Annotated in this window: 20 protein-coding genes and 1 other RNA gene; 6 read left to right on the top strand and 15 right to left on the bottom strand. The window is 56.4% G+C overall.

Going from position 1 to position 24,642, the window contains the following annotated elements; genetic code table 11:
• Positions 1–63: 63 nt before the first annotated feature.
• Together CLV58_RS17230 and ssrA are read right to left on the bottom strand one after the other, a co-directional pair.
• Complete coding sequence (locus CLV58_RS17230) at positions 64–795, bottom strand: SMEK domain-containing protein (RefSeq protein WP_106139065.1); 732 nt, start codon at positions 793–795, stop codon at positions 64–66.
• A gap of 100 nt (positions 796–895) precedes the next feature.
• Positions 896–1,269, bottom strand: a transfer-messenger RNA (tmRNA) gene (gene ssrA / locus CLV58_RS17225).
• A gap of 220 nt (positions 1,270–1,489) precedes the next feature.
• On the opposite strand from ssrA, the gene CLV58_RS17220 reads away from it, so the two are divergent.
• Positions 1,490–2,131 (top strand): hypothetical protein, encoded by a 642-nt coding sequence (locus CLV58_RS17220; protein WP_106139064.1) that lies wholly within the window; start codon positions 1,490–1,492, stop codon positions 2,129–2,131.
• A gap of 544 nt (positions 2,132–2,675) precedes the next feature.
• Here the strand turns inward: CLV58_RS17220 and CLV58_RS17215 are convergent.
• From CLV58_RS17215 to CLV58_RS28065, 5 genes are all read right to left on the bottom strand, one after another.
• Positions 2,676–3,647, bottom strand: coding sequence for an alpha/beta hydrolase (locus tag CLV58_RS17215; protein ID WP_106139063.1), 972 nt, complete (start codon positions 3,645–3,647; stop codon positions 2,676–2,678).
• Positions 3,648–3,813: 166 nt separating this feature from the next.
• Positions 3,814–6,006 carry a TonB-dependent receptor family protein gene (locus tag CLV58_RS17210; RefSeq protein ID WP_106139062.1) on the bottom strand — a complete coding sequence of 731 codons (2,193 nt, stop codon included), beginning with the start codon at positions 6,004–6,006 and terminating at the stop codon, positions 3,814–3,816.
• A 188-nt stretch (positions 6,007–6,194) separates the two neighbouring features.
• Complete coding sequence (locus CLV58_RS17205) at positions 6,195–6,749, bottom strand: hypothetical protein (protein ID WP_106139061.1); 555 nt, start codon at positions 6,747–6,749, stop codon at positions 6,195–6,197.
• 55 nt (positions 6,750–6,804) lie between these two features.
• Entirely contained in the window at positions 6,805–10,863 is a 4,059-nt protein-coding gene (locus CLV58_RS17200) for a glycosyl hydrolase (RefSeq protein WP_106139060.1), read from the bottom strand.
• Between the two features lie 272 nt (positions 10,864–11,135).
• Complete coding sequence (locus CLV58_RS28065) at positions 11,136–11,957, bottom strand: hypothetical protein (RefSeq protein ID WP_146141459.1); 822 nt, start codon at positions 11,955–11,957, stop codon at positions 11,136–11,138.
• Between the two features lie 164 nt (positions 11,958–12,121).
• Between CLV58_RS28065 and CLV58_RS17190 the strand changes: the two genes are divergently transcribed.
• Positions 12,122–12,694 carry a hypothetical protein gene (locus tag CLV58_RS17190; RefSeq protein ID WP_106139058.1) on the top strand — a complete coding sequence of 191 codons (573 nt, stop codon included), beginning with the start codon at positions 12,122–12,124 and terminating at the stop codon, positions 12,692–12,694.
• A gap of 49 nt (positions 12,695–12,743) precedes the next feature.
• Here the strand turns inward: CLV58_RS17190 and CLV58_RS17185 are convergent, their stop codons facing one another.
• Positions 12,744–13,055: a hypothetical protein gene (locus CLV58_RS17185; RefSeq protein ID WP_106139057.1), complete on the bottom strand. Its 312-nt coding sequence runs from the start codon at positions 13,053–13,055 to the stop codon at positions 12,744–12,746.
• Between the two features lie 175 nt (positions 13,056–13,230).
• On the opposite strand from CLV58_RS17185, the gene CLV58_RS17180 reads away from it, so the two are divergent.
• Positions 13,231–14,025, top strand: coding sequence for a hypothetical protein (locus CLV58_RS17180; protein ID WP_146141458.1), 795 nt, complete (start codon positions 13,231–13,233; stop codon positions 14,023–14,025).
• Between the two features lie 91 nt (positions 14,026–14,116).
• Here CLV58_RS17180 and CLV58_RS17175 read toward each other — a convergent pair whose 3' ends face one another.
• The 5 genes from CLV58_RS17175 to CLV58_RS17155 all read right to left on the bottom strand — a co-directional run bounded on the left by CLV58_RS17175 (position 14,117) and on the right by CLV58_RS17155 (position 16,725).
• Positions 14,117–14,554, bottom strand: a complete 438-nt coding sequence (locus tag CLV58_RS17175) for a hypothetical protein (protein WP_106139055.1) — start codon at positions 14,552–14,554, stop codon at positions 14,117–14,119.
• Positions 14,555–14,696: 142 nt separating this feature from the next.
• The gene (locus CLV58_RS17170; protein ID WP_106139054.1) at positions 14,697–15,176 is read right to left on the bottom strand and encodes an OsmC family protein; all 480 of its coding nucleotides are present in this window, start codon (positions 15,174–15,176) and stop codon (positions 14,697–14,699) included.
• A 32-nt stretch (positions 15,177–15,208) separates the two neighbouring features.
• On the bottom strand, positions 15,209–15,535 hold the full coding sequence (locus tag CLV58_RS17165) for a cupin domain-containing protein (RefSeq protein ID WP_106139053.1): 327 nt from the start codon (positions 15,533–15,535) through the stop codon (positions 15,209–15,211).
• A complete protein-coding gene (locus tag CLV58_RS17160; RefSeq protein WP_170108727.1) occupies positions 15,513–15,971 on the bottom strand; it encodes a GNAT family N-acetyltransferase in 459 nt (152 codons plus the stop codon). Before CLV58_RS17160 ends, CLV58_RS17165 begins: the two co-directional genes overlap by 23 nt.
• Positions 15,972–16,101: 130 nt before the next feature.
• Positions 16,102–16,725, bottom strand: coding sequence for a pyridoxamine 5'-phosphate oxidase family protein (locus CLV58_RS17155; RefSeq protein WP_106139051.1), 624 nt, complete (start codon positions 16,723–16,725; stop codon positions 16,102–16,104).
• Positions 16,726–16,811: 86 nt separating this feature from the next.
• Here CLV58_RS17155 and CLV58_RS17150 point away from each other — a divergent pair, with 86 nt between their 5' ends.
• The gene (locus CLV58_RS17150; RefSeq protein WP_106139050.1) at positions 16,812–18,314 is read left to right on the top strand and encodes an aminotransferase-like domain-containing protein; all 1,503 of its coding nucleotides are present in this window, start codon (positions 16,812–16,814) and stop codon (positions 18,312–18,314) included.
• Here the strand turns inward: CLV58_RS17150 and CLV58_RS17145 are convergent.
• Positions 18,299–20,446: an ATP-binding protein gene (locus tag CLV58_RS17145; protein ID WP_106139049.1), complete on the bottom strand. Its 2,148-nt coding sequence runs from the start codon at positions 20,444–20,446 to the stop codon at positions 18,299–18,301. The genes CLV58_RS17150 and CLV58_RS17145 overlap by 16 nt on opposite strands.
• A 681-nt stretch (positions 20,447–21,127) precedes the next feature.
• On the opposite strand from CLV58_RS17145, the gene CLV58_RS17140 reads away from it, so the two are divergent.
• Entirely contained in the window at positions 21,128–21,433 is a 306-nt protein-coding gene (locus CLV58_RS17140) for a hypothetical protein (RefSeq protein WP_106139048.1), read from the top strand.
• Between the two features lie 57 nt (positions 21,434–21,490).
• Here the strand turns inward: CLV58_RS17140 and CLV58_RS17135 are convergent, their stop codons facing one another.
• Entirely contained in the window at positions 21,491–24,112 is a 2,622-nt protein-coding gene (locus CLV58_RS17135; RefSeq protein ID WP_106139047.1) for a M1 family aminopeptidase, read from the bottom strand.
• Between the two features lie 150 nt (positions 24,113–24,262).
• On the opposite strand from CLV58_RS17135, the gene CLV58_RS17130 reads away from it, so the two are divergent.
• Positions 24,263–24,640: a hypothetical protein gene (locus CLV58_RS17130; protein ID WP_245882365.1), complete on the top strand. Its 378-nt coding sequence runs from the start codon at positions 24,263–24,265 to the stop codon at positions 24,638–24,640.
• The last annotated feature ends 2 nt before the right edge of the window (positions 24,641–24,642 follow it).

Raw genomic sequence — 24,642 nt, 5'->3', positions numbered from 1 at the left:
CAGTCAGTGGTTGCCACTGAGAGGTCATGTTTTTGTTGCTTGGTCGCTACAAAGTTGACCTGACTACCAGCTTTTTAGATTCCCCAACACACTCTTAGCAATAGCTGTCTTTCCTATTCCACTTATTCCGTGAAGTAAAACAATATTTGAACGTTGAAATTTTGCATTTATTTCTTCAATGAGTGAAGTTCTTTCAATGAAATCGTTTCCTGTATTTGAAGAAAATAAGTTTAAATCTTGTGGTAATTCTATCTTACTGTCTTTTACTGCTTTAAATTCGTTTTCAAGAAATTTATGTATACTTCCTATTTGCTTAATATTTATAAATCCGTTAATTATAGCGCCCAATCCTTTATTGTCTATAACATTGGTCTTGAAGTCGAAACTGATTTTTCCATCAAGTATTTTTTGGATTTTCTCTACTGTACTTTTATAGATCGAATCTTGCTTGTCTGTGAGTATATATATAATTAACTGGTTATAAGTATTGTATAGTTTATTTTCCATAAACTTTTCTAGTGTATAGATAAACTTATCTGTACCACTAGTAGCTGTAACTTGGATTACAACTCCGTTGTGTGCATCAACTAGATCAACTGCGGGAAAATTATTTTGGAGAATATTGTTAGCGTTTTCTAGCTTATATCCGTATATCAAGTTAAGGAGTCCAACGGCCCTATTCTCTGCTAACTTGTTTATATCATATTTACCTGCTGCATTTTGTTGCTTAATATGACCGGTAAATTCAACTAAATAGTTATCTATCTCTGATAGCATTAATTGCCTTCTATCCATTTTGATTATTTATAAATCAATGATAACTCTTACTACTTCGGGGTTACACTGCTACCTAAAAAAAACCCGAAATTGAGTCAATTTCGGGTTTTTGGTTTTTTTGTGGAGACGGAGAGATTCGAACTCTCGTCCAGTCAAGGAAACCGACGTGCTTTCTACATGCTTAGGTCTACTTGGGATTGTCGGGAATCAGCCCGGTGCAGACCAGACCTAGCATCTTCCGTAGGTATTTTTGTCTCGCTCGTTGTCAACACCATTATCCGAGCCAGCGCTGCTTGTCGACGCCCCCTGATCCAGCCGGCAGCACGTAGGCTGGGGAGACGATGGCTATTGCTTAATCCTCCGGATTAGGCAGCCATGGCGTAGTTATACTCGCCAGTTATTGTTTTGACGATTTGTTCGGGTCGGGAAATTCCGTCAACTCCCGGCATGCTTACCCGCGACCTCTGCAAGCTGTCAATTCCGGTCGTCCCCAGAAACGACACCTGTCGGTGCGTGTAGAAGAGAAACGGCGACCTTGGGCGAAAAGTTCAACCCAGGGCCCGTAAACGTGCAAAAATCACTACGCCACGCTGAGTTAGGACAACTACTCCTGCATAACTTTCTATAAAAATAAGTCAATAAATTATAAACAAAGTTGTATATACGTCGTTATAGTCAAATCAACAAACAACGTACGCCTTAACCGACGCCCATGACGATCACACCCTTTGAAATAAGACTCTATGAACAGCTGACGCCGTTCTTCGCAAAACACGGCTACTCGTTCATTTCCGACCGGAAGCAGTACCGGCGTCGGGTCGATACGGGCTTCCAGAACGTACTACTGTCGACGACGTTTTACAAGGACGAAGTCATGCTGGAGGTGAATTTCGGTTGTCGGAACGAGCAGGTCGAACAGATTGCCCAGCAGTTTCTCAACAACGCGATCGAATACCGCGCTGATGCCAACACGGTCATTCTGTCGATCGGCAAGTTCAGTGGGTTTCACTATTTCCGCTACAAAATCCATTCGTCCGACGAGTTGACGCTGGTCTGCGAACAGATCGAGTCGTTCTTTAGTCAGGCCGGGTTCGATTTTCTGAGGTCCGCCTGTTCGCTCGCGTCCCTCGATCGGTTATTGAACGAGCAGCCGAATCAGCCCTGCCTGTATGTTTACAATCAGACGCACCGCTGCTACAAAGGACTGATTGCGGCCCGGCTGAACAACAACCCGCGCTTCGATGGGTTGGTCGACAGCTACCGGCACCTGCTGGACCGGCAGACGAAAAATCCGTACGAGCAACAGCATTTCGAACGACTAGTCGCCTACCTGCGGCACTACTCTGCCAACTGAGAACCTGCTCAATTGGGTGATTACACTACTCATTGCTTTGTTGTCCCAGCCCTGTCGTCGTCGTCAGGGCCATTAAGCGCTGGCACACTGACCCCCCAGCCCCCTGAAGGGGGAGCATTTCGCAAATGAAGTTCCCCCCCTTTAGGGGGCTGGGCTGTTAAGTTCTTGATTGATACTACCAGAAGCCAAGTTTACTTCGGTCGAACCACCCCCCAGCCCCCTGAAGGCGAATCTTGTAGGGGTTTCACGTCCTGTACTTAACTGGCTTTATGGACAGGCTTTTTTACCCCTAAATCCCCTGAAGGGGACTTTTTCTAAGTGCGAGTAAAGTCCCCTTCAGGGGATTTAGGGGTAAAAAAGCTCCTTTGCGAAGTGCTCGGTTTTGAAAGCTCAAAACCCCTACAAGGTTAGCCCTGAAGGGGGAGTAGTTTCTTCGCGGAACGCTCCCCCTTTAGGGGGCTGGGGGGTAAACAGGCCAGAACTTAACAACCCTGCCCTTTAGGGGGCGGGAGGAAACGGACTAAAACTTAACCGCCCTTTGCGCTCATATGCCGACAAACTGAGCGATAACGGCCGGGAAGCCGGGTGTAACGGGTAGGCTGGGCTGGTTGTATGTCTGCCGGTTGCCGATCAGGCTGGTTCCCTCGTAGTTTTTCAACTGATGCGTCATCTGGTCGAACCGTTGAAACGATGCGTCGGGGCGGGCGGCCTGCAACTGCTGGGCGTCGACGGGCGCGAGCTGCGTATCGTTCCCCGCCTGCACAATCAACACGGGGCCGCCAAACGCTTTCAGTTCATCGACTGGCTCAAGTTGCATCCAGGCCCGGTAAGCCGCCTGAAACCGGGGGGCAAACTGTGCCTTCAGCTGAACACTCTGCGGGTGTACTGTTTGTCCCGCGCGTAGCGAGTCGAGCAGACCGAGCAACTCCTGACGTACGTCGGCGGGGCCGTTGGCTGGCATTAGTTGCTCTTTCAGTAAGTCAGCCAGGTTACGACCGGCCCCGGCTACGGAGACAAACTTGCTGGCATCGGTCAGTCGGGCGGCCCGCATGCCTACCAGGGAGCCTTCATCGTGCCCCATTACCACCACTTGTTTGAATCGGCGGTCGGCCTGCAACAGGCGGATAAAACCCACCGCGTCGCTGATGTAATCGTCGGGGAGGGGCGACTGGGGGAGTTTGGTCAGGGCATCGGCGCGGTTGGTGCCCGATAACCGTTTGTCGTAGCGCGCCACGGCCAGGCCTTGCATCACCAGACTGTCGGCCAGTAATTTGTAGGCGTTGCCCGTGAGTCCGTAGCTGCTGTTACCGTCGCGGTCGATAGGCCCGGTACCGCCGACGATCAGCACAACAGCCCGGTTTTTGGGCGACCCGGCGGGAATGGTCAGCGTGCCCGTTAGTGTCAGGTCGACGTTGGCGGGTTGTGTAATCCTGTACTGAATCGGTTCACTGGTTTGGGCATTGGCCCGACAGAGCACGAAGCTAACGAAGGTCAGAATCAGGGTGAAACGAAACATGGTCGACGGTAGTGGATGAGTTGCGAAGTAAACGTGGCCGACTAGGTGGCGCAATAAATTTGGCGCAAAAATAAGACCAGCCACCAATGTTGACGCGTCCGTTTCGTAGACGGTAGTCAGCATTGGCGGCTGGTCAGACGGCCACTGGGACAGTAGTCGTGATTAGTTACAGCCGCAGGCCGACGGTGATGGTGCCGTTACGCCCGTCCGACGGCCATACGCCGGGGCCGGGGTACATGGTCGGGCGCTTCGTGAAATACTGCGTGTTGGTCGCATTGCTCAGGCTTCCCCGAACCGTCAGGTGCCGACCGATCGACCAGGTCGCGTTGATGTCGAGCAGGCCATAGCCCGGCACCGGACCCCGTGCCCCGTTGGCGGTGGGCGTCGGCGTGTTCAGCGCGTCGGAGAAGCTACTGCTGACGTAGCTGTACTGGGTCGTCAGGCTGACGGTGCGGTAGCGAATGGTCAAGCCGTTGCGCGTTGTCCAGGTCGGGGCCGACTCGACTTTGTTCCCCACGACACTCGCGTTTTCCGATCCGTTGGCCACGCGACCGTTGATGTAGCGGGCGTCGAGGTAAGCCGTCGACGTAAAGGCGCTCAGCCGAACCCGGCCGGTTCGTAACAGGTCGGCTTCGAGCAGGGCTTCGACACCCCGGCTGCGGCTGTCGCCGATGTTGGTGCGCAGGGCGTAGGCCGTCCCGTCGGCGTCGGCTCCGACGATCATGCCCAGCCGATTCCGGTACAGCAGCTCATACACACTGACGTTCGCGTGCAGCCCCGACCAGTAGCCGTTAATGCCGGCTTCGAGGTTGTAGCCGTGCGCGTCGAGCAGGTTGTTGGCTACTCGTTCGTAAGTCGACGACGGTACGATGTCCTTGAACACCACGGGTCGGTACGCCTGCGACCAGCCACCGTACACATGCACCGTGGGCGACAGTCGATATTGCCCGGTGATACCCAGCAGGGCGAAGCGGTGGGCAATGTCGCGGGGCAGGTTGGCGGGGTCGTAATAAGCAATGGTACCGCGCATATCGGTCTGCCCGTTTTCGACGCGGATACCCGGTGATACGGTGAAGCGGGGTGTCAGGTGAAACTGACTTTCGGCAAAACCGGCGATGTTGCGGGTGTAGTAGTGCAGGTCGCGCACGAAGGGACGAACCAGTGTCATGTCGTAGTCGGTGCCGGTCGTACCCACGCCCAGCTGTTGCCGGTGCAGGTCGTTGTTCATACCCTGCACGCCCACGGCCATCGTTGCCGGAATGCCCAGCACCGTGTACTGATGCAGCAGCCGCACTTCAGCCGTGTAGCTGTTGAACTGATCCTGATCGACCTGCCGGTTGCGGTACTGTCCCGTCTGCCGGTTGACGGTATCGAGCACCGTGGCGAAGGCATCGATCAGCACACTGTTGCGCGTGCCCAGCACGGCCGAAACAGTAGCCGACAGTTTGGTCCGGTCCGACAGTTGCCAGTTCAGCCGCAGCGACGGCACGTAGATGTCGGGGCTGAAGTAGTTGCGCGCCCGCGTCGACTGCCGTGGGTCCTGCGCAAACTGCGCGTCGGTCAGTGGACCGGGTACCTGCGCCCGGTACGTCGACCGTCCCAGTTCGGCCGTCAGCTTGAGTCGGGGTGTCGCCTGGTAATCGAGGCTGACAAACTGGGCTTCCGAATCGCTGCGGTTGTTCTGCCGGTAGCCGTTCTGCCCGCGTCGGTAGTAGTAAGCGTAGTACGTCAGCTTGCCCATGCGCCCACCGATCGCATTGTAGGTGCTCAGCAGGCCAAATGAACCGGCTGCGTTGATACTTTCGAAGCCAAACCGTCGGGTGGTATCGGCCCGCTTGGTCGTGTAGTTGATCATGCCGCCAAACTGAGCGCCGTATTGCAGTGAGGCTGTACCGCGTACCAGTTCAATCCGTTCGATGCTTTCCATCGGCGGGGAGTAGTGGCTGGCGGGATAGCCGTACATATCGGAGTTGGTGATAACGCCATTCTGCCGGATGTTCAGCTCCCACGACCGGTGCGAATCCAGGCCGCGCGTGGAAATATTCAGTTGATTGCCCGTGCCGTCCATGTCGTAGACGAACAGACCGGGAATACGGGCCAGCACCTGCCGGGCTGATTTCTGCGCGATGTTCGCGTCGAGGTTGGTCACGGCGATGATCTCGCTACGCTTCCCGGCCAGCAGGTAGGTGCCTTTCACGTCGGGCAGCGATTCGGTAATGGGCATGCGCCGACCTTCGACCGATACGGCGTCGAGGGTTTGCGTACGCAAGGTGTCGGGAGTGGCTTTTCGATTGGCTGGCGACTGGGCATATGCCGTCAGCGACAGTGCCAGACCGGCACTGAGGAAGAAGTATTTCATGAATAAACATTCGTTTTGAGAAGGGAAAACAGACCCTCACGGTTAGCCTAGCTGTACAGAGTAGCCTGGACCTCCAGGTCCGGGTGGCCGTCAGGCCAACTCTCGCAGGCGGTAGCCTTTTTGGTCGCTCCGCGCCCACCCGGACCTGGTGGTCCAGGCTACATCACCAGGCTAATCGTGAGGTCAACTTACAAAACGAATGATTCTGGCGGGGGGGAATGGACGATGAGCGCCGTTGTTGCGTAGCACATAACGGGCTCCGGGATGCGGATTGCCACCAGCCGACCCAGACCCGGCGCTGGGATTGTCAGCCGGGTGCTGGGGGAGTACTCTTTCAGGAGTAGTTTCAGCAGCGAATTCGCTTTGTGCGCGCCGTTGTCGGACGCCGTGCTGATGTGTTTGTCCAGAAACGTCAGCAGATCGGCGGGCCAGAACGACTTACGACTGGCTTCAAGGCCGGCGATGAACAGCGTGTCGTTGCGGATGTCCAGACTGACAACGCCGTACTCACGACCCCGGTAGCGAAAGCCATCTTCGGTTGTACGGGCCAGCGTGCGGCCGTCGGTCGGCGTTTTCAGCACAATCTGAAATTCCAGCAAACTATCCGTCGACCGGTAGACTGTCAGCCGTTCGGACAGATCGTGTTCCGCCTGCCACCAGTCGACCACGCCGACGATGCACTGCGCCAGCGAATGGCACAGCAGCAGGGCAAACAGGCAGATGGCAATAAACCGGACGGACATTTTTTGACAAACAGCACGTCAAATCTACGAAATTAGCCGGAAAGTTACCCGGCGGCTACACGTTTAGTTGCTGCACCAGTTGCAGACGAACCGGCCCGATCAGCCCGGATTCAAGCAGGGGTGAGTCGCGGGTGTAATGCTTCCAGGTCGCAAACGTAATCCGGCCACCGGGGGGCTTTGGTTGCCCGTTTCTGTACCAGTCGGGCAGGGCTTCGATGGCACCACCGCTCAGGCTGGCAAAGCCGCTTCCCCCCGCGCCGGGCGTGTAGCGGGCTTCGTCGGGAAGCTGTTCGTCGCCGATCAGTCGATTCGGCCACAGATTCGTCACCCGCACGAGCAACTCGTTTGCGCCGGGCCGCAGGGCGTCGGTGATGTCGATGCGGTAGGGGCGACTCCAGAGCGTGCCCAGTTCATGGCCGTTGACGATCACTTCGGCGATCACCTCGCACTGCCCCAGGTCCAGCAGATACCGTTGTCCGCTGGTGTTCGCTACAGGTTGGGGAGTAAATGTGTGCTGGTAGGTGGCCGTCCCCGAAAAATGCCGGACACCGTTGTCGGCGTGCAGGTGTAGCGAGATGAGTCTGGGCAACGTAAGCTGAGCCGGTGCGCCCAGATCGGGCGGGAACGTCACCTGCCACGGTCCCGTCAGCGGAAGGGTTGGGGGCAGGGCAGCGGCTCGCAACGTAACCGCCTTCCCCGACGTGTCGACGGTGGTGTACGTACCGTTCTGACCAAGCAATAAGGCTGGTTTGCTATGCCCGGATGGAGCGATAAGCAAGTCAGTGGGTTGAGCCGGACGGGCTTGGGTCGCTAGCTGACTAACCTGCGCGTCGGTCAGCGCCGAGGGCGTGAGCAGGGGTATGGTCATGTCGCCGTTGTAGAACGACGCACCCTCGCGCAGGTAAGCCGGTCCAACGCCGGGATGCACGGCTTTACCCGCTTCCTTGCCGGTCTGTACCAGCCGGCCGTTGACATAGACTGCCGGAATACCCGCACGGTACACGACGGCCACGTGACTCCAGCCCGACAGAGCCGCCGGAGCCGCCAGCGTCAGCACGGGTTTGCCTGCGCCACGCTGCCAGATCGCCACGCCGTTTCGCCCGATGGTCAGCCCCGCCGTTTCGTGCCCGTCGCCGTACAGATCCCGACCTGACGGGGGATAGATCGCGTAATAGTCGGTCCAGGGGTCGGCAATATGGTCCATGAAGTTGCGGGTGCCCAGCATGATGTTCAGTTCAGGCTTGGCCCACAGGCTGATCGTAAAGTTGTTGACAACGGCTGGAAACAGGGTGCGGGGCTTTGCCGGAAACGGCGTCGTGCTGAGTATCGCCTGCCCGTTGTGGCGAACGGATGTAAGCGCCCGCCCGGCGGGTTGCCGAAAGACGATGAAAGCCGACCCCGCCGGATCGAGCCGCAGCGCGACGCGGGTGGTGTCCCCGGCGGTTTCGTAGACGGGGAGGGGGGACGTTTGCCCGGTGAGCGGGTTCCAGTGTTCGGGTTGCTGGTTGCGCACACGGAACGTGCAGACCAGGTCTTCGCTCGTCCGGCGCTGATTGGCCAAAAAATACACATCCGCATCGCCCACGCGCCGGTGTAGCCACGTAATCGGTGCGTCGCCCGATCGCGACGAAATCTGTATGTCTGGTGGAGTCGTCAGTTGCGCCAGTAGCGTAGCGAGCGGCATCGCCCGGACAACACGGCCATTGCCTACGGTGCGGTCGTTCGGTGCGCTGTCAGTGCTCCAGAGTTCGGCAACGAGGCTGGTAAATTCGGCTTCGTCGGCGGGCGGGCGGTTCAGGCCCGGCGTCCGGCGGGGTGGTTGCCCAACCAGACAAAGCCCCTGCCGGACCAGGTCGCGCAGCTTGCGGACCAGCGGTAGCGTCATTGCGTCGGGGTTTTGCAATACCAATAGTCGGTAGCTCATACCGTCGGGCAGCGTGAGCCGGTTTGCCCGGACGGTCGCTCTGGTCAGCAGCGTTTCGCCGTTGATAAGATCGTAGTCGTAGCCATCGGGTGGAGCTGGTGTTAGTTCGTCGGGGCTGACGCGCGTGTAAATGCCCGGATCATCACCCGCAAAGTAAGCCAGGTCCGCGACGAACAAGCCTTGTTGCAGTAGGTACTGGCAGCGGGCAATGTAGTCGAGCCACGCCCGACCCACCGGCCACCAGGTGTTGGTCCGGTCGAAGTGGATACCCCACGGCCCCATTGTCATGCCCGGCCGGGCGGTGGGGTGGGGCTGGTGCGCGTAGCGGTGGAAGACGATTCGGTTCAGGCCCTGCGCAAACATCTTGTCGCCGAGGGCTTTCATGCCGAACGGGTATTCCTGCCAGCGGGCCGATTCGGGTTCGCCCGTAAACGCTTCCGCCCCGACAATCGACTGCCCGTTGGTATGGGCGATGGAAGCCGCCAGTTTGGTGGTCCGGCGCATGGTCCAGTTGTTCTGAAAAATGGACGACAGCCCGTTCCAGAATTCACCCATGTTCGCACCGACCCGACTGCCGATCTGCATCTCCTCCATCGGTCCACGGTCGTACGGTTCGGCGTAAGCCACCATCCCGTGTTGCTGGCAGAACGTGCGAAACTGACCATAGTAGGCATCAGCCATGAGGTCGGCCTGCGCCCGGCGAAAATCCCAGAGGAACCGCTCCGTCGTATCGACGCTGTCGACGATGCGGCCCGTCAGGGCAGGCAGGTAGGTTGTCAGATCGTACCCGGCCCGCTGCCGGAATTCGTCGGCGAAGCGGGCGGTCCAGTTCTGCATCCCGACTTCGTAGCTGTCGATCAGCAGGCCCACCGTACCAGTCTTTGTCAACGGCCCCAGCGTAGGCAGCAACTGCTCCATCATCTTGTCCAGGTGAAACGCAATGGCGTCGGCGCTGTACTTGTCGCATTCCAGGCCGATACCGGTGTCCGACGCCGACCGGTTGAGCGTTCCGATGGGGGTGAAGCCAATCCGCAGCACGGTCCAGTTGCCCGCCGGTGCATTCCAACGGAGCGTGCCTTGCTTATCGACCCGGCCGGTCAGGTCAATGAGTTGATCGGGGCGGATCGTGTCCGTGACTGGTACGGCTTCGGCGGGTGGGGGTGGGGTGTTGTTGAACCGGTCGTTGGTTTTTTTACGCCAGTCGGTCAGGCGGGGGACGCTCGAAAAGCGGATTTGCGTGAGCTGCCGGGCGGCTGCCGATACCAGCCGGAAATACCGGTAACCCGTCGACGTAAATTCAAGCAGCTGCGGTTCGGGCTCCGGGGCGGTAGCAAATGCTCCCTTTGCGACGGGCTGGAACGTAACCCCGTCGACGGAGGCTTCCAGCGTGAACGGCGTACCGCCCCGGCCGAACGCCATGCTGCCTCCCGCTGCTGGTTCCGGGGCCGGTGCGCCGGCAATGGGCTGACTGATAAACGACAGCGACCGGGCGTTGTACGGTTGCTTGAAGACGATCAGGACAGAACTGGTACCCCCTTCACCCGGCTGCATCGACAGGCCGGTTGCCAGTTGATCGGGTGTTCCGTCGGCTGTACCCGTTTTGATTTTCTCGACCAGCGTAGTCAACGGTTCTTCGCCGGGTAGGGCCGGAAAGGCCAGCACCCGGATGTCCTGGTAATAAGCCAATCGTGTCAGCGGCTGGGGCAACGACGCTGTTACGACCTGAGCGCCGGTAAGGCTGGTTTCACTCCAGACCACCTGCTGCATGGCGCGGTCGGGTGTGATCCACGGCCCGCCACTCGACGACCAGCCGGGGCAGTTGTGCATCGTAAATTCCAGCCCCAGCCGCTGAGCTTCCCGAATGGTATGTTTTTTCAGCTCAAGCCACTCGGGGCTTAGGTACACCAGCGGTCCTTTGGGAATGCCCGTACCGGCGTCGAAATTCTGAAACCCGCCCAGACCGATGGCTTTCATCGCTTCCAGATCGCGGGTGATACCGTCTTTCGTCACGTTGCCGTTCATCCAGTGCCACCACGTATGGGCACGGGCCGACATGGGCGGTTGGGCAAAGGCGGTGGCTAATTCATCCGCAGAAGCAGTAGTCTGACTGGCCTGAAGAATGCCGGTAGGGGTGACCAGGGCTACCAGTCCGGTGGCCGCACTCTGTTTCAGAAACGTACGTCGTTGCATAGGGTAGAAGGCAATAGCGCAAGTAGAAGTAGAATTACTTACGCACCTACCTACAGTTGCCTATTGCTGACCCCTCTTTGTGAACCAGTGTCAAGGCTTATGCAAAAAAAATCGGCTGCGAGTCGGTGATAGTGACAGATGGACACGTGAAGGCAACTAAGCTCGCTACCGAGCATGCGATTTGTCTTGGTCGCTAGCAATCGCTACTCGTATTAGGAGTTAATTTACTGGCGTTACGTAGTTCGTGAAAGCGCCTGCTGTCCGGGATGATTTCAATAGGATTCGTAAAAATAAGTAGTACTAATTTTGCCGTTTGTATTTGTGGATTTTACGAGTAAATTATTTCTGTCATACGAATAAACTTCGTCGTTTACGAGTAGATTATTTTTGCTGAGATTGGCAATATAATCGTACGAGAAAAGGGGTACGCCTGTCAACTGATAAAACGGATTGATTTTGTTGTCGTAACGTAGTGCTCGGGTATAGGTGCTTGATTTGTAACCATTTGATCGCACTGGGTTAGCCGTTATGGCCATACTGGTAATGTTATCATTCTCGTAGGTAAATACGTAGTCTTCATAGCGATACGGGTCGAACTGGGAGCCATAGTTGAATTTCCAGGAAAGCGAAGCCGGTTTTTTGCCTTCATTGTAGGCGAGCTTATACTCCTCTTTTAAAAATCGATAACCCGTTGACTGAATGGTGTACACATTTATCGCAGTGATATTCCCCGGCTTGTCATATTCGTATGTAATTATCGTGCCTGGAGACGCATCCGGATAACTAGGGAACGTATCCTTGTCACGAAGTGATTTTACTTCGACTAATTGATTCAGGTCGTTGTAGCGAAAGGTCGATATATAGCTCGAAAGATGAACTGAGACAAAAGTATTCGTGGCGCTTATTAGTTTGCCTGCATCGTCATACTGATATGTGAATGTAGTGGTATCAAACCGGGCTGGGTCCAGATCAAGAAAATCGTATATGCGTTGCGTCTTTATAAGTCGAAACCGATTGGGTTGTGGTGGCGGGGAGTCCTGGCAGGCCCAAATGCCTATGACGAGGACAATTGATAGAGACAGGGATCGTAGCATCAGTTGCGTAGCGTTTAGTTTGTCAGTCATCGATCGGCGTTATGACCAATCAGAACGTCTATCGTTGCGCTAACGAAAAGGTAATTGATACTGCGCGAACACGCGTTCACTATGTATTCCAACGCTTCCCGTCTGATTCAGGTCTAGCCAGAAAAAACACACCGATGAAGACGAGCAACTGGTTTTCGATTCTATTGGTTGGGCTGGTAGGCTGCTCGACCCATACGCCTGATCCCCTGGTCGGCGAGGATGCAACGGCGACCCTGAACGGGCAGGCCTGGAGTGGTTTTTCGACTGCCTGGAAAAATACGAGCGATTCCTGTAGCCTGAATACCGTCAATCTGATGATTCAGAATAAGCTGGCTTATCCCAAAGCGCGCTTACTGGCACCGGCTTCTTGTGCTGGCTATTGCGGGGATCAGGTACTTACTTTCACCAGGCTGCCGCCGGCGGTTGGCGTATACACGCTGTCGATGAGTCAGCCCTGCGCCGTAAATCCCAGGCAAGCAGGGGTGAGCTTTGTGACCTTGATTGGGGGCGACGTACTCCGGGATCAGTATCAACCCGATGTAACACAGACGAGTACGATCAGGATCACCCGGTACGACGCACAAGGGGGCGATATCGAAGGCACTTTCGTGGTTACGCTGGTGCGCGACAATCGTCGGCAAGCTACGTCCGACGCGGCTGAAACCGTTTACTTCCAGAATGGCTCGTTCAAAACGAAAGTGCCCTGACTACTTATCTACGCTTTAGTGTACCTTTTCCCATAGTCTCGACCTGTCGTCAATGCCCCCCAATGCCAGCCCCGAGCACGACAAAACCAATCAGGGCAGCTCCGATAGCGATAGTCGAATAGGCTTTATTGAGTTCGCGTTGGGAGAAAGGTTGAAATGCTGACTGTACTTGCAGCAACCCGTAGGCCAGTAGGGCGACGCTCATCGTTGTTCCGACAACAATGCCTCCGAAGTCTTCGCGGCTTACCCATTTGTCGGCATTGGCCGAATGAATCACGATTCGAGTTGGCAAGTGCGGCCAAAGTGAGCCGAAGGCCAGCAGGGGCGTACTTAGGATAAACCAGCGTATAGATTGGCTCATGGTGGTAGGTCAATGAATCGTGCTGATCGCCCACGTAGGTAATCGGTAGACGCGAAAAAAAAACTTGCGGTCAGCCCGCAACGTATGGGTGTAATCAGTATCTATTGGTTAACGTATCTGTTCAACTTAATCCGTTTTCTGTATGCAGTTAGTCGCGTTTCGTGCTCTTCTCGTTTTGGTTACCGCATCCCTGCTGGTGGGCGCATGCAGCAAGGAACCCGCACTCAGTCCGCCCGATCCGCAGGACCTGGTGCTGGTAAAAAAAGTGACGGCTTCATACCTGGAAGCCGATGCAACGATGGTGCGTCCGGACCAGCCTATTTTCTACCAGGATGTCGCCTACTACTCCCAGGTACGGGGGCAGACGGTATACCGGTATGATGCCCAGCGTCGCCTGACGTACGTTGAAAACCGAAACCCAGACCGTCCCGACTATACCTACGAATGGGGCGATGTTTCGCTTGATTACGCAGACAATCAACTCATTTACACCAATCGACGTGTGTCACCCCTGTCGCCCGTCACCTACAAGCTAAATAGTCAGGGCTATACGACCACTTACAACACCTACGACCAGGATGGCTACATGACCTTCCGGCAGGATGGGCCCAATGCTACGGTGAAGCAAACAATCGTTGATGGCAATATCACGCAGCGGATCGAGCAGAATACCGTTGGTCGCAAGACGACGACCTACGCGTATGACCTGACGAAGATCGGCCTGCCCGACCCGGAAAAGGCGTTATGGGGACGACCCAGCCGAAACCTGATCGTGAACAAGACGGAGGTCGACGAGTCGTTTAGTGGCGTAGCGTCTGGCTGGCCCGACCGGCGTGTAACCACGTACAGCTACACCTTCGACGCGCTTGGCCGACCCGATAGCCAGACCGCGTTGACCGAGTCAAGTTTGTCGTCCAGTGCAATGCGTGTAGGACGCGAACTGCGCATCAGTGCATTTTCGTATCAATAAGAGCAGGTCGGGCGATACAGTGCCGCTGTTCCGGAAGTTGCCCGAGCCAGGTCATGCCTGGTAGAGTCTCCCGGAGCAGCGGCAACTGCAATTAGGCTGGTTTGGGAACGGGGACGATCAGTGTCCATTTGCGCTGATTCCAGAAGCGGTGCCAGACGCCGTCTTCATCCGCTTTGTAGAAGCCTGACATCCGCTCGGGTTTGCCCGGCTCGATCATCGTCCAGCAGTCCTGTTTCAGGAGTTTCGTCAGCTTGTGTATCGTACCCGCCTGTACATCGTGCGTCGTGCCCGGCAGGCGCTGTACCGTCGTTAAGGTGAACCGACCGTCATCCGTTGGCTGTGCGACGATTTCGACGTAACCGCCCGACAGGATGGTGCTCCGGAAGGGCCAGGGGTGGTCGTGAAACAAGGTGTCGTTGGCGGCCGTAAAATGATGAAGAACCCGGCCACCGCCCAGGTGGTATTTGGTAAAGTGCTGGTTCATTCGCTCGATACGGATGATGCTTTCCGGGGTAGTGTATGATTGCATAAAGTTTGTTTAGAGCAGGCTTTTGACCTGTAGCCGACGCGTAGTAGCCAGGACACGGAGATGCCCAACCGGTTACCCGCTGTTTTTACTACAAAATAATAGCGTCGGTAGTGCCGAATAAACCCACTAAGGCTTCGTCGACTCATTCGGTTGACGCAGATACACAGGTCGGCCGGTGATGCACCGGAAAATTGCAGGAATTCGCGATGAAGCACTTTTGATTCGCCGGCTCATGCAGGGCATTTGCTTTGTCGATCATACGGGCGTCGGCGACCGTAACGACTGGATGGAGCGTCACCTCCCGGAAGCGCCCCCCGCCGTCCGGGGTTTCGATCATCGTGCCCGTGGCCCGATCCACATAGTCCGTTACGATAACGCCCGCTTCGGCGCACAGGTGCAGATACCAGAGCATATGGCAGGTCGACAGGGAAGCTACGAGTAACTCTTCGGGATTATGGCGCGTGTGGTCGCCCCGAAACGAAGGGTCGGCCGAGCCGGCAATGTCGGGCTTGTTCGTCACCGAAATCGTGTGGCTTCGCTCGTAGCCTTTGTACGAGCAGGTGCCCTGTCCGGTGTTTCCCGTCCAGGTCGTGGTGACGGCATACTGATGTTCGTTGGCCATACTGGGTAGTGTCGTTACGATGCGAAAAGAAGTTACGTTTTTTCGCCACCCTCAGGCCCATAAAACAGCACCCAGGTGGCAAAATCGTCGGTAAATGGGCCGAAGCGGTGTTCGACGCCCGCCGGTACAAACAGCAGGTCGCCCGGTTTGACGGTCATCTGACGACCGGCCAGCGCAAACGTACCGGTGCCGCTGGTGATGACATACACTTCGTCGCGGGTGTGTGGTTGTTGCTTGTCGACCTGATCGGGTTTGTAGTATTCGACAACCAGGCTACCGTGTGTAAACAGGCTGATAAATTCGGCCGAGTGGGCTTGTAGGGTCCGGAGCCCGGCTTCAGGGGTGAGTGGTTGGTTCATTGGGTCGACTGACGAAATAAAGATCGAGACCGGGTGCCCAGAAGTCAGGTTGTGTGTACTGAAGCTGAAACCCGAATTTTTCGAAGAAACGATAAGCGACCTGCGAGGTACGACACTCGATCAGCTGAATGCCAGCGTGTTGGGCAATGAGCGACAGGTTATGGCGTAACAGTGCGCCACCGATACCTGATCCTGCGTGGTCGGGATCGCTCAATATCCAGCCGATGCGGGCGGTCGTCGTGTCGGTAATCAGGCAATGGCCGCAGCCGCCCACCACCTGCCCGGCCAGTTCGGCAATAAAATAGGGGTCGGTGTTGGTACGTAAGAAATCACTGAAATCGGCGGCTTCCTCCGGGGCGAAGGCGTGTGGTACGCTCTTGTGAAAGACAGTGAGCAACGGTTCGTAGTCGGTGGGTTGACAGGGGCGAATGGTCATTGGGAATGGCTGCGGTTCAATCAGTCGGTGGGCACGGATCGGCCTGACTGTTGCCAAAATAGGCACGAATCGGCAACGGAGCCACCAGCGACCCCGTTGCTGTCCTGAGTGCATTCGCTGAATACCGGTGCTAGGCGCTTAGATAAGCCGGTAGCGACGCTGTGTTATAGTCGGCGGGAATGGGCGGTAGCTGCACGGTCTTCAGCGGAATTACCCCCGCCCAGGTTGGCAGATCGCGGTCGGCCGCATCGTCGTTGGCGTTGCCGGTACGCACCTTGGCAGACGCTTCGGCCAGTGAAAACGCGAGCACGGTCGTTTTACGCAACTCGCTGTCTGTCGTCGGGCGAAGGTCGTCCCAGCGGTTAGGTACCATGTGGTCGGTGATCAGGGCCAGCGCCTGCATTTTCTCGGCCTCGTCAGTCACCTTCTCGGCCTGCGCAAACACCACCACCGATCGGTAGTTGACGGAATGTGAAAATGCCGATTTGGCCAGAATCAGTCCGTCGGCCAGCATGACCGTAATACAAACCGGCGCGCCGTGTTCGATGGCCCGGATAAAATGACTGCCTACCGAGCCGTGGATGTACAGCTTGTCGTTGTGGCGGGCGTGGGCGGTGGGCAGGGCAAACGGCTGCCCATCGATTACGGTACTGACGGTACAGAAGAGGGCTTCGTCCAGAATGGGATGGATCGTGTCGGCGTCGTAGTGAGCGCGTTTGGCCAGACGGCTGGGGGTCGTGCGAGCGGTTTGCATAGCGATGAATGGTTAAATCAGGACAAACCTCGATCTTTACCGGACTAGTCAGATCGTCCGCTTTTTGAAAACATACTGGTCCGGTTGTGCTACCCTACAAATCCCTGATTCACCTCGACAAGGCCCGGTCGGTGCCCGTATTCATCCAACTCGGCGATCAGTTGCTCCAGCTGATTCGGACCGGAACGCTACCGGCGGGGCAGCGGCTGCCGGGTACGCGACAACTGGCTACCCTGCTCGGCATCCATCGCCAGACCGTCGTGGCTGCCTACGACGAAGGGCTGGCACAGGGCTGGCTCGACAGTCGTCCGGGTAGTGGTACCTACGTGGCTGCGCATGTTCAGGAGGCTCGACCCCAGTCGCTGCCAGCCAGTGCGTCGGCAGAGAACGCCCTACCCGCAGCGCAGCCCGTCGGCAATCGGCAGACACCCGGCTATGCCTTTGCGACGGGGCCGCACCTGATACGACCCGTGATGACGTCGCTGACCGGACTTCGGCTCGACGATGGGTTTCCCGATATCCGGCTGGCACCGATGGATGAACTGAGCCGGTCGTACCGGTCGTATTTCCGCTGGGGTGATCCGCAACGGCACTTTGGGTATGGCGATACCAAAGGCCATCCGTTGCTGCGCGAACAGCTGACACAGCATCTCAACGAAACGCGTGGTCTGCAAATTACGCCCGACAACGTGCTGATTACGCGCGGCAGCATCATGGGGCTGCACCTGACAGCACAGGTGCTGCTACGGGCTGGCGATGTGTTCGTGATGGGCGAAAGTAGCTGGGCGGGGGCCGCTATGAATGCCCGGCAGGCGGGGGCTACCGTATACACCGTTCCTGTCGATGAGCAGGGGCTGGACGTTGACGCACTGGCCCGGCTATGCGCGGAACAGCCGGTGCGGATGGTGTACGTAACGCCCCATCACCACTACCCAACAACGGTTACGTTGCGGGCCGACCGGCGGATTCGGCTGCTGCAACTGGCCGAACGCTGGGGTTTTGCCATTGTGGAGGATGATTACGACTATGATTTTCACTACCTGAGTCGGCCCATCTTACCGCTGGCTAGCGCCGACCGGCAGGGGATGGTCGTTTACGTCGGATCGCTGACCAAGTCAATTGCCCCAGCCTTTCGGATCGGCTATGTCGTGGCTCCGACCGACCTGATCGATGAACTGGCCCGGCTCCGGCGCATCATCGACCGGCAGGGCGACCCCATGCTTGAATTTGCCATTGGGCAACTGCTGAAAAACGGCGACTTGAAGCGGCATTTCCGGAAAGCGTTACGAACGTACCACGCCCGGCGCGATCATGTCTGCGCGCTGCTAACCGATCAACTGGCCGACGAGGTCCGGTTTACCAAACCCGATGGGGGCCTGGCCGTGTGGGCTACGTTCCGGTCCGACATAGATCCGGTAGCGGTGGTCGAACGGGCGCACAAACACGGCCTGTCGCTGGCCGATGGGCTGAGTCATGACCTACCCGGTCGGCGGTTCAACAGCACCCGGCTGGGCTTTGCGTCGAGTACGGAGGCTGAACTGGACGCGTGCGTCGCCATCCTGCGAAAAGCGGTTCAGGCGGGCAGGTAGACGTAAAACGTAGCGCCCTCGCCCGGTCTGCTTTCGGCCGTGATGCCCCCACCATGATTTTCGACCACGCGCTGACAGATGGCCAGGCCGACGCCCGTACCCGGAAAGTCGTTCTTGCTGTGCAGGCGCTGGAAGACCTGAAAAATCCGGTCGAGGTATTTCTCGTCGAAGCCGATGCCCGCATCCTGAATGCAGATCTGATGAAAGAAGTGGGCGTCGCTGGTCGGCTTTACGTGGTCGGGTAATTCACGACGGGGTTTCACCATGCTGTGGATGGCAACCCGCGCCGACTGCCCCGCTGGGGTAAACTTGAGGGCATTCGACAGCAGGTTCTGGAACAACTGCCGCAACTGCATCTCGTCGCCATTGACGACGGGTAACGGCGTGACGTCGAGTTGCGCGTGGTGCTGGCTGACCGCCCAATCGAGCGTACTCAACACGTCTTTCACCACGCTATCTAGCGAAACGGACTGCAACGTTTGTTGTCGGATCGACAGACGGGAGAACGCCAGCAGGTCTTTGATAAGCGTCGACATGCGGGCGCTGGCATCGGTGATTCGCTCGATGTAGTGTCGGCCGGTGTCAGTGAGCTGATCGCTGATTTGCTGTTCCAGCAGCGAACAGAATGCCTGAATTTTGCGCAGCGGTTCCTGCAAATCGTGACTGGCTACGTAGGCAAACTGCTGAAGACTGTCGTTGGATCGCTCCAGATCCTGATTCGCCAGTTCCAGTTCCTGGGTTCGAGACCGTACCCGCTCCTCCAGTTCCTGCGACAAGGCCCGGTATTGTTCTTCGCGTTGCCGCAATGCGGCTTCGACCCGTGCCCGCTCGATCGCTTCCCAGGTTCGTTCCGCCGTTTCGTCCAGCAACGTCAGTTCATCCGGCGACCAGGCATGTGCGTCTTGGTGATGCACGAACATGACCGCCAGCAGGCGTCCGTCTTTCAGTAACGGCTTGTTCAGAGCGGCCCCTACCTGCAACGACCGATAAGCCTTTCGCTCAGTCTCACTGAGCGAAGTTGCCTGAGCGACATCAGGCTGAACGGCGGTACGGCCAGCCAGCAGATCGGCGGCCAGGGGTTGCCCAAAATCGGTGTATCGGAAGTAACCGGTTATCTGGGCTACTCCGTTTACATAATTGTTGGCCGCTATGAAGGCTATCCCGTCGCCCTGATCTTCGGCATACCCTACCCGGTTGGCCCCGACATAGTCGCCGAGCAGGCAGGCGGCCCGGTACTGCATCTGTGCCGGGTCGAGCAGTGGCCTTAGCTGATCGCTGAGCGTTAATAGAAAGGTCTGGCGTGCTTCGTTGGCGGCTAGCAGACGGCGGGCTGTTACCTGCTCGCTGATATCGACGGCCGTGTTGATGATGCCATAGATCTGGCCGTTATCATCGTACAGAGGATTATAGGAGAAGCTAAACCAGAATTCCTCCAGCTTTCCATCGACCACGATAGCCGCTTTACCTTCGGGATTGTGGTACGCTTCGCCGGTGTCGTATACGTGCTGTAGCAGTTCCAGAAAAGGCTGACCAATCAGTTCGGGCATTGCGCCGTGCAGCGATTTCCCCAACACAGCGTCGTCTTTACCCCAGATGGTTAGCATGGGTTCGTTGATCGCCTGAACAACCATGTCGCGCCCCATAAAAACAACCGTTGCCGTAGGGGAGTCGTAAACCAGGTTGCGAAAGCGCTGTTCACTGCGTTGCGTTTGTTGTCGGGCCAAAACCAGTTGTGTGATGTCCTGCGCAATGCCCGAGAAGCGATAGGGGATGCCCATCTCATCGAAAAACGCCTGCCCCCGGCAGTGGAGCCAGCGCAGTTGCCCATCTTCCGCACCAATCGTTCGAAACTGACAGTCGTAGTGTCCGGCGGACTGGGGGGTGAGTGCCCACTGAACAGCTTTGTCAAGGGTTGCTACGTCGTCGGCATGAACGTAGCGGAGCACCTGCTCATACGGTACGATGTCGTTCTGATAAAATCCGTACAGTTGCTTGCAATGGTCATCCCACCAGACCTGCTGATTTTTTATATCCAGATCCCAGGTGCCGATCGCGGCCGCCTGAAGGGCAACATGCATGCGAGCCAGTTGGTCAGGGCGTCCATCGTTGAGGAGCGTCTGTTCACCAGTCATACGTGAATTAGCAAAAGTAGGAACGGTTAAGTTACGGTATTCCCGGTATTCAACTTTCAATCGGTATACTGTTTCTATCGTATGACCCGCTTGTGCGCGTTTCAGATAAGCGTACCAGTTACGTCAGTTACGTTTGATTACCTAAAAACGACTAACCAGTAAAAAAAAACGCCGAACATAGGGCGATCGGCGTGGGTCGTACAAGTTACAGGATGGTGTTTACTGATCAAGTCAGGGGGGCAGATGCCGATCACTGACCGGCATTATCAACAGTCCGGTCGGGGCATAAACTCCTGCGCTGTCGTGCCGACTAAGCCAGCACTCGTACGCGTTGCAGGGCGTAATTTCTGCGTATATAAACGACTATAAAATGAGTGTGGCGTGTCGTCATAAAGGGGGTTGGTTGACTATGCCAAAGCTACGAGTAGGTAAACTATCGATCAAATTGATTTAATTTATAGATTGATAAATAATAGTAATATGAAAATTCGAAGATGCATTATTGTGTATACTAGTCTTCTGTAAATGAGGAATTTGTGGTTCTTTACCTCAAGTTCGATACGGCAGCTAATCGGCCGTTGTACCCGCTGGGGGAGGATATTATAGACAAAATTAAAAACCTTTATTTCCGACAGCGGTTAGGTAATGCAATCAACAAGTACGATTCAAACGAATTCGACAATGGATAAACTACAGAAGTTTGAGTTGATGAACAAAATCGTTCGTGAACTCGAAGATTTGCAGAATAGTCAGAATGCACTGATCGAAAAGATCGGTAAAATTGAGGTAGATAACATGAATGGGTTGAACGACTCGTTTCTGGAAAAAAACCTCGGCGAGATGCACGGCAAAGTAGCTGACAACGTAGACGCCGTTACAAACATATTTACGTACTTCGAGCAGAAGCGCGACGAATACGGCGATAAAAACCGGTCGGCTATCGAAGCACTGGAAGCACAGGCTGCTGCTGAAGCCGCAAACGAATAGTTTTATCAGAAGGAGTATTTTGCAAAACGCCGGACGGTATGTCCGGCGTTTTTGTGTTTATGGTCGACCCTGATACAGCAGTTTACTGGCCCGAAACGGTGTATCAGCTGCCTGGAGTAGTTTACTGCGCAGCCGGGTGTTATAGTGCGGTCGATCGGCAAGGAAACGACGAACCAATTGTGCGACATCGGGTGTCTGATAGCCCGACAGGGTCGACCGGAGCCAGGACTCCGGGAAAAAGATGTCGCCCGTCCGCTGAATCTCGTCCAGCAAATCCAGACTTTTCGGCAGATACGCTACCGACGTTGCCGTCCGCAGCGGGTGGTGTAGGTAGCCTAATGCCGCCGTTACCCAGGCTTCGTGTTCGCGGTTTTTCTCGTCGGCTAGTGAGGCAAAAAAACGGTTGCGTTCGGCAACGTCGCCCGACAGGACGGGCATCATGAACTGAAGCCGCTTTTGCCGGTCGGGGTTTTTGATACGAGCCAGCTGGCGCGTCAGAATGTCGGGGGCCGGGTAGTCGCGGACGGCCAGCGAGAGGGCCAGCGATGTGTAGTCGTCTTCGGTGAGTGTAACGCCGGTGGGGGCCTGCTGCTTGTCCCAGATCTGGTAGAGCCGCTGCTGTGCATCTGTCGACAGGGCCACACTCTGGTACAGCCGAAACAGCACCTTCTTTAGTCCCGGACTGGATGGTCCCGGGCTGGATTGTCCCGGACTGGATTGTCCCGGATTTATAGCCTGTTCCATCGCCTGCCAGCTTGCCTGTTCTACCTGCCCGGCCAGCGCCAGGCGGTCGGTGGGGCGGGTGAAATTCCAGACAATGTCCGATAGCTGACCCGTCAGCAAGCGCAGGTTCAGTTCGTCCGTTTCCGTCGCCAGCAGCGAGCGGTAGACGGTAGCCAGTCGGGCCGGGCGCACGGCCTGCCCCGCCAGCATGTTCTCGTACAGGTTGATATACGACGCAGCCCGGCTGACGGGATCGCTCAGTATGGGGAGTCGGTCCAGCATCGTCGTGTCGACTGAAAAGCGACCGTACCCGCGTCCGTCGCTGTTCAGGGCAACAAACAACGGTATGTCTTTACCAGTTGCTTCGGGTACGTTTACCTGCGCCGACGTGAGACTGACGGGCAGTGCCTCGATGCGATCAGGGTACACAAACGCCAGTTCGAACGACTGCGGCCAGACGCGCTTTGAGCCATCTTCTCCTACTTGCTTTACCGTTAGCGTACCGACGCGCCCGGCCTGTTGCGTAAGCTGAGACGACACCACCGGCCGGCCCGTCTGTTCGACCCACACTTTGTTCCAGGTAACCAGATCGGCGGGCGTCCGTTTGTCGAGAATCGTAATCAGGTCGTTCCAGGTGGCGTTGCCGAAGGCGTAGGTCCGAACGTATTCCCGCAGGCCGTCGCGCAGGTTGTCGGCACCGATGAGGGCTTCCAGCTGTCGCATCATAATCGGGGCTTTGTGGTAGATGATACCCCCGTACAGCGATCCGGCTTCCTGTAAATTTGCCAGCGGCTGACCAATCGGGTTGGCCCCCTCGGTGCGATCGACGGCGTAGGCAGCCGGCAGGTGATCGATGACGAATTTCAGGTCGTTGTTTACCTCCGGCATCGTGATCGCCGTGACTTTGTCGGCCATAAAATTGGCGAACACTTCCTTGAGCCACACATCGTTGAACCAGCGCATCGTCACCAGGTCGCCAAACCACATGTGCGCCGTTTCGTGGGCGATTACCGACGCCCGCGCCAGTTTCTGATCGCGCGTGGCTCCATTGTCGAGAAACAGCGCCGACGCTTTGTAGTCGATAGCACCGACATGCTCCATGCCGCCGTACTGAAAATCAGGAATGGCGGCAAAGTCGAACTTGGCGAAGGGGTAGGGGCGCTGGGTATAGTCTTCCAGAAAACGGAGCGCCCCCGCATGCAGCGAAAACAGCGAATCCTGACTGAGTTTTAGCTTGACCGGGTCGGTTTCGCGGTGAAGCAGCGTCATCGGCCGCTTGTCTGCGTTCTCCGTCACCACCGTAAATTTACCCGCGACAAACGAAAACAGGTAGGTCGGAATCACGTCGGACGGGGCAAAGCGGATCGTCTTGCGGGTACCCGCCGAGGTCGATGCCTGCGCCTGCGCGTTACCGATAGCGACCCAGTTTTCCGGGATCGTCAGCGTGAGGGCAAACGTGGCTTTCAGATCGGGTTGATCGAAGCAGGGAAATACGGTGCGAGCCCGATCCGGGACGAGCAGCGTGTACAGGTATTCGTCGTTACGATTGAGTGACAGATTCCCCGCCGTAAATTGAATCGTAAGCTGATTGCGTCCGGCCTTCAGCCGCGCCGGTTCGATTCGGATGTGTTCGTTCGCGAAGACAATCGCTGTGGTGTCGCCGTTGACCGTCAACTGGTGCAGGTGATCGCGCGACTCTTTGAAATCGATCAACAGCGGGTCGGTTGTGGGCTTCCAGTCGAACGAAATGGTTTCCGTGGCCGGGATGGGTTCGTTTTTCTGCGCCGGAATGTCGAACGATAGCTGGTAGGCGGGGGCGCTGATCGTTTGCCGCCGGGTCTGAGCCAGCGTCTGCGAAACGCCCGGTTCGACGGTATAGGACTGGACTGGCATGGAACGATGGCTGCAACTGGCCAGGAGGGCTAGTACACTAAACGAAATGGCAGAACGGTGCATATAAGCAGACTTGCTGGTAGAAGTTAGAAGAAAGAGAAAAGACGGCAGAAGAAAGAATGGCTCTTCGGTGTCTTTTCTCTTTCTTCTAACCTCTTTCTTCTTTTATTCAAACAGGCAAGTTAAGCTATTCCGGCTTACTTTTGCCCCCCAATGCGTTCCCTGCTTGTCTATCTGCTCCTGTTTGCGGTACTGCTGCCCGGCATCAGTCCGTGGGGAACCATTGCCTACTATAACCTCAACCGCGATTACATTGCGCGGGTACTTTGCGAAAACCGGGACCGCCCCGAACTGCACTGCGACGGCCAATGCTACTTGGCCAAAAAGCTGAAAGCCCAGCAGGACCGGCAGGACAAGGATACGAGTGAGCGCGTCCGGAATACGCCGGTAGTACAGCTGTTCTGCGAGGCAGGAACTAGCTTTTCGTTTGCACCCCTGACCGTGCTCACTGACGCAACGGGTCTCTTTACATACAAACGCTCAGTCGCTACCTATCTGGTCGACGAGTTGCTGCGCCCACCCCGCCGTTAATT

The organism is Spirosoma oryzae, assembly GCF_003002825.1.
Lineage (GTDB): Bacteria > Bacteroidota > Bacteroidia > Cytophagales > Spirosomataceae > Spirosoma > Spirosoma oryzae.
Note: the sequence above shows the minus strand (reverse complement) of the source record. Positions and strands in the feature narration are given on the sequence as shown.

Coding starts and splice junctions, on each gene's coding strand:
- CLV58_RS17230 (WP_106139065.1), bottom strand. CDS start 795: ATGGATAGAAGGCAATTAATGCTATCAGAGATAGATAACTATTTAGTT.
- CLV58_RS17220 (WP_106139064.1), top strand. CDS start 1,490: ATGACGATCACACCCTTTGAAATAAGACTCTATGAACAGCTGACGCCG.
- CLV58_RS17215 (WP_106139063.1), bottom strand. CDS start 3,647: ATGTTTCGTTTCACCCTGATTCTGACCTTCGTTAGCTTCGTGCTCTGT.
- CLV58_RS17210 (WP_106139062.1), bottom strand. CDS start 6,006: ATGAAATACTTCTTCCTCAGTGCCGGTCTGGCACTGTCGCTGACGGCA.
- CLV58_RS17205 (WP_106139061.1), bottom strand. CDS start 6,749: ATGTCCGTCCGGTTTATTGCCATCTGCCTGTTTGCCCTGCTGCTGTGC.
- CLV58_RS17200 (WP_106139060.1), bottom strand. CDS start 10,863: ATGCAACGACGTACGTTTCTGAAACAGAGTGCGGCCACCGGACTGGTA.
- CLV58_RS28065 (WP_146141459.1), bottom strand. CDS start 11,957: ATGCTACGATCCCTGTCTCTATCAATTGTCCTCGTCATAGGCATTTGG.
- CLV58_RS17190 (WP_106139058.1), top strand. CDS start 12,122: ATGAAGACGAGCAACTGGTTTTCGATTCTATTGGTTGGGCTGGTAGGC.
- CLV58_RS17185 (WP_106139057.1), bottom strand. CDS start 13,055: ATGAGCCAATCTATACGCTGGTTTATCCTAAGTACGCCCCTGCTGGCC.
- CLV58_RS17175 (WP_106139055.1), bottom strand. CDS start 14,554: ATGCAATCATACACTACCCCGGAAAGCATCATCCGTATCGAGCGAATG.
- CLV58_RS17170 (WP_106139054.1), bottom strand. CDS start 15,176: ATGGCCAACGAACATCAGTATGCCGTCACCACGACCTGGACGGGAAAC.
- CLV58_RS17165 (WP_106139053.1), bottom strand. CDS start 15,535: ATGAACCAACCACTCACCCCTGAAGCCGGGCTCCGGACCCTACAAGCC.
- CLV58_RS17160 (WP_170108727.1), bottom strand. CDS start 15,971: ATGACCATTCGCCCCTGTCAACCCACCGACTACGAACCGTTGCTCACT.
- CLV58_RS17155 (WP_106139051.1), bottom strand. CDS start 16,725: ATGCAAACCGCTCGCACGACCCCCAGCCGTCTGGCCAAACGCGCTCAC.
- CLV58_RS17145 (WP_106139049.1), bottom strand. CDS start 20,446: ATGACTGGTGAACAGACGCTCCTCAACGATGGACGCCCTGACCAACTG.
- CLV58_RS17140 (WP_106139048.1), top strand. CDS start 21,128: ATGGATAAACTACAGAAGTTTGAGTTGATGAACAAAATCGTTCGTGAA.
- CLV58_RS17135 (WP_106139047.1), bottom strand. CDS start 24,112: ATGCACCGTTCTGCCATTTCGTTTAGTGTACTAGCCCTCCTGGCCAGT.
- CLV58_RS17130 (WP_245882365.1), top strand. CDS start 24,263: ATGCGTTCCCTGCTTGTCTATCTGCTCCTGTTTGCGGTACTGCTGCCC.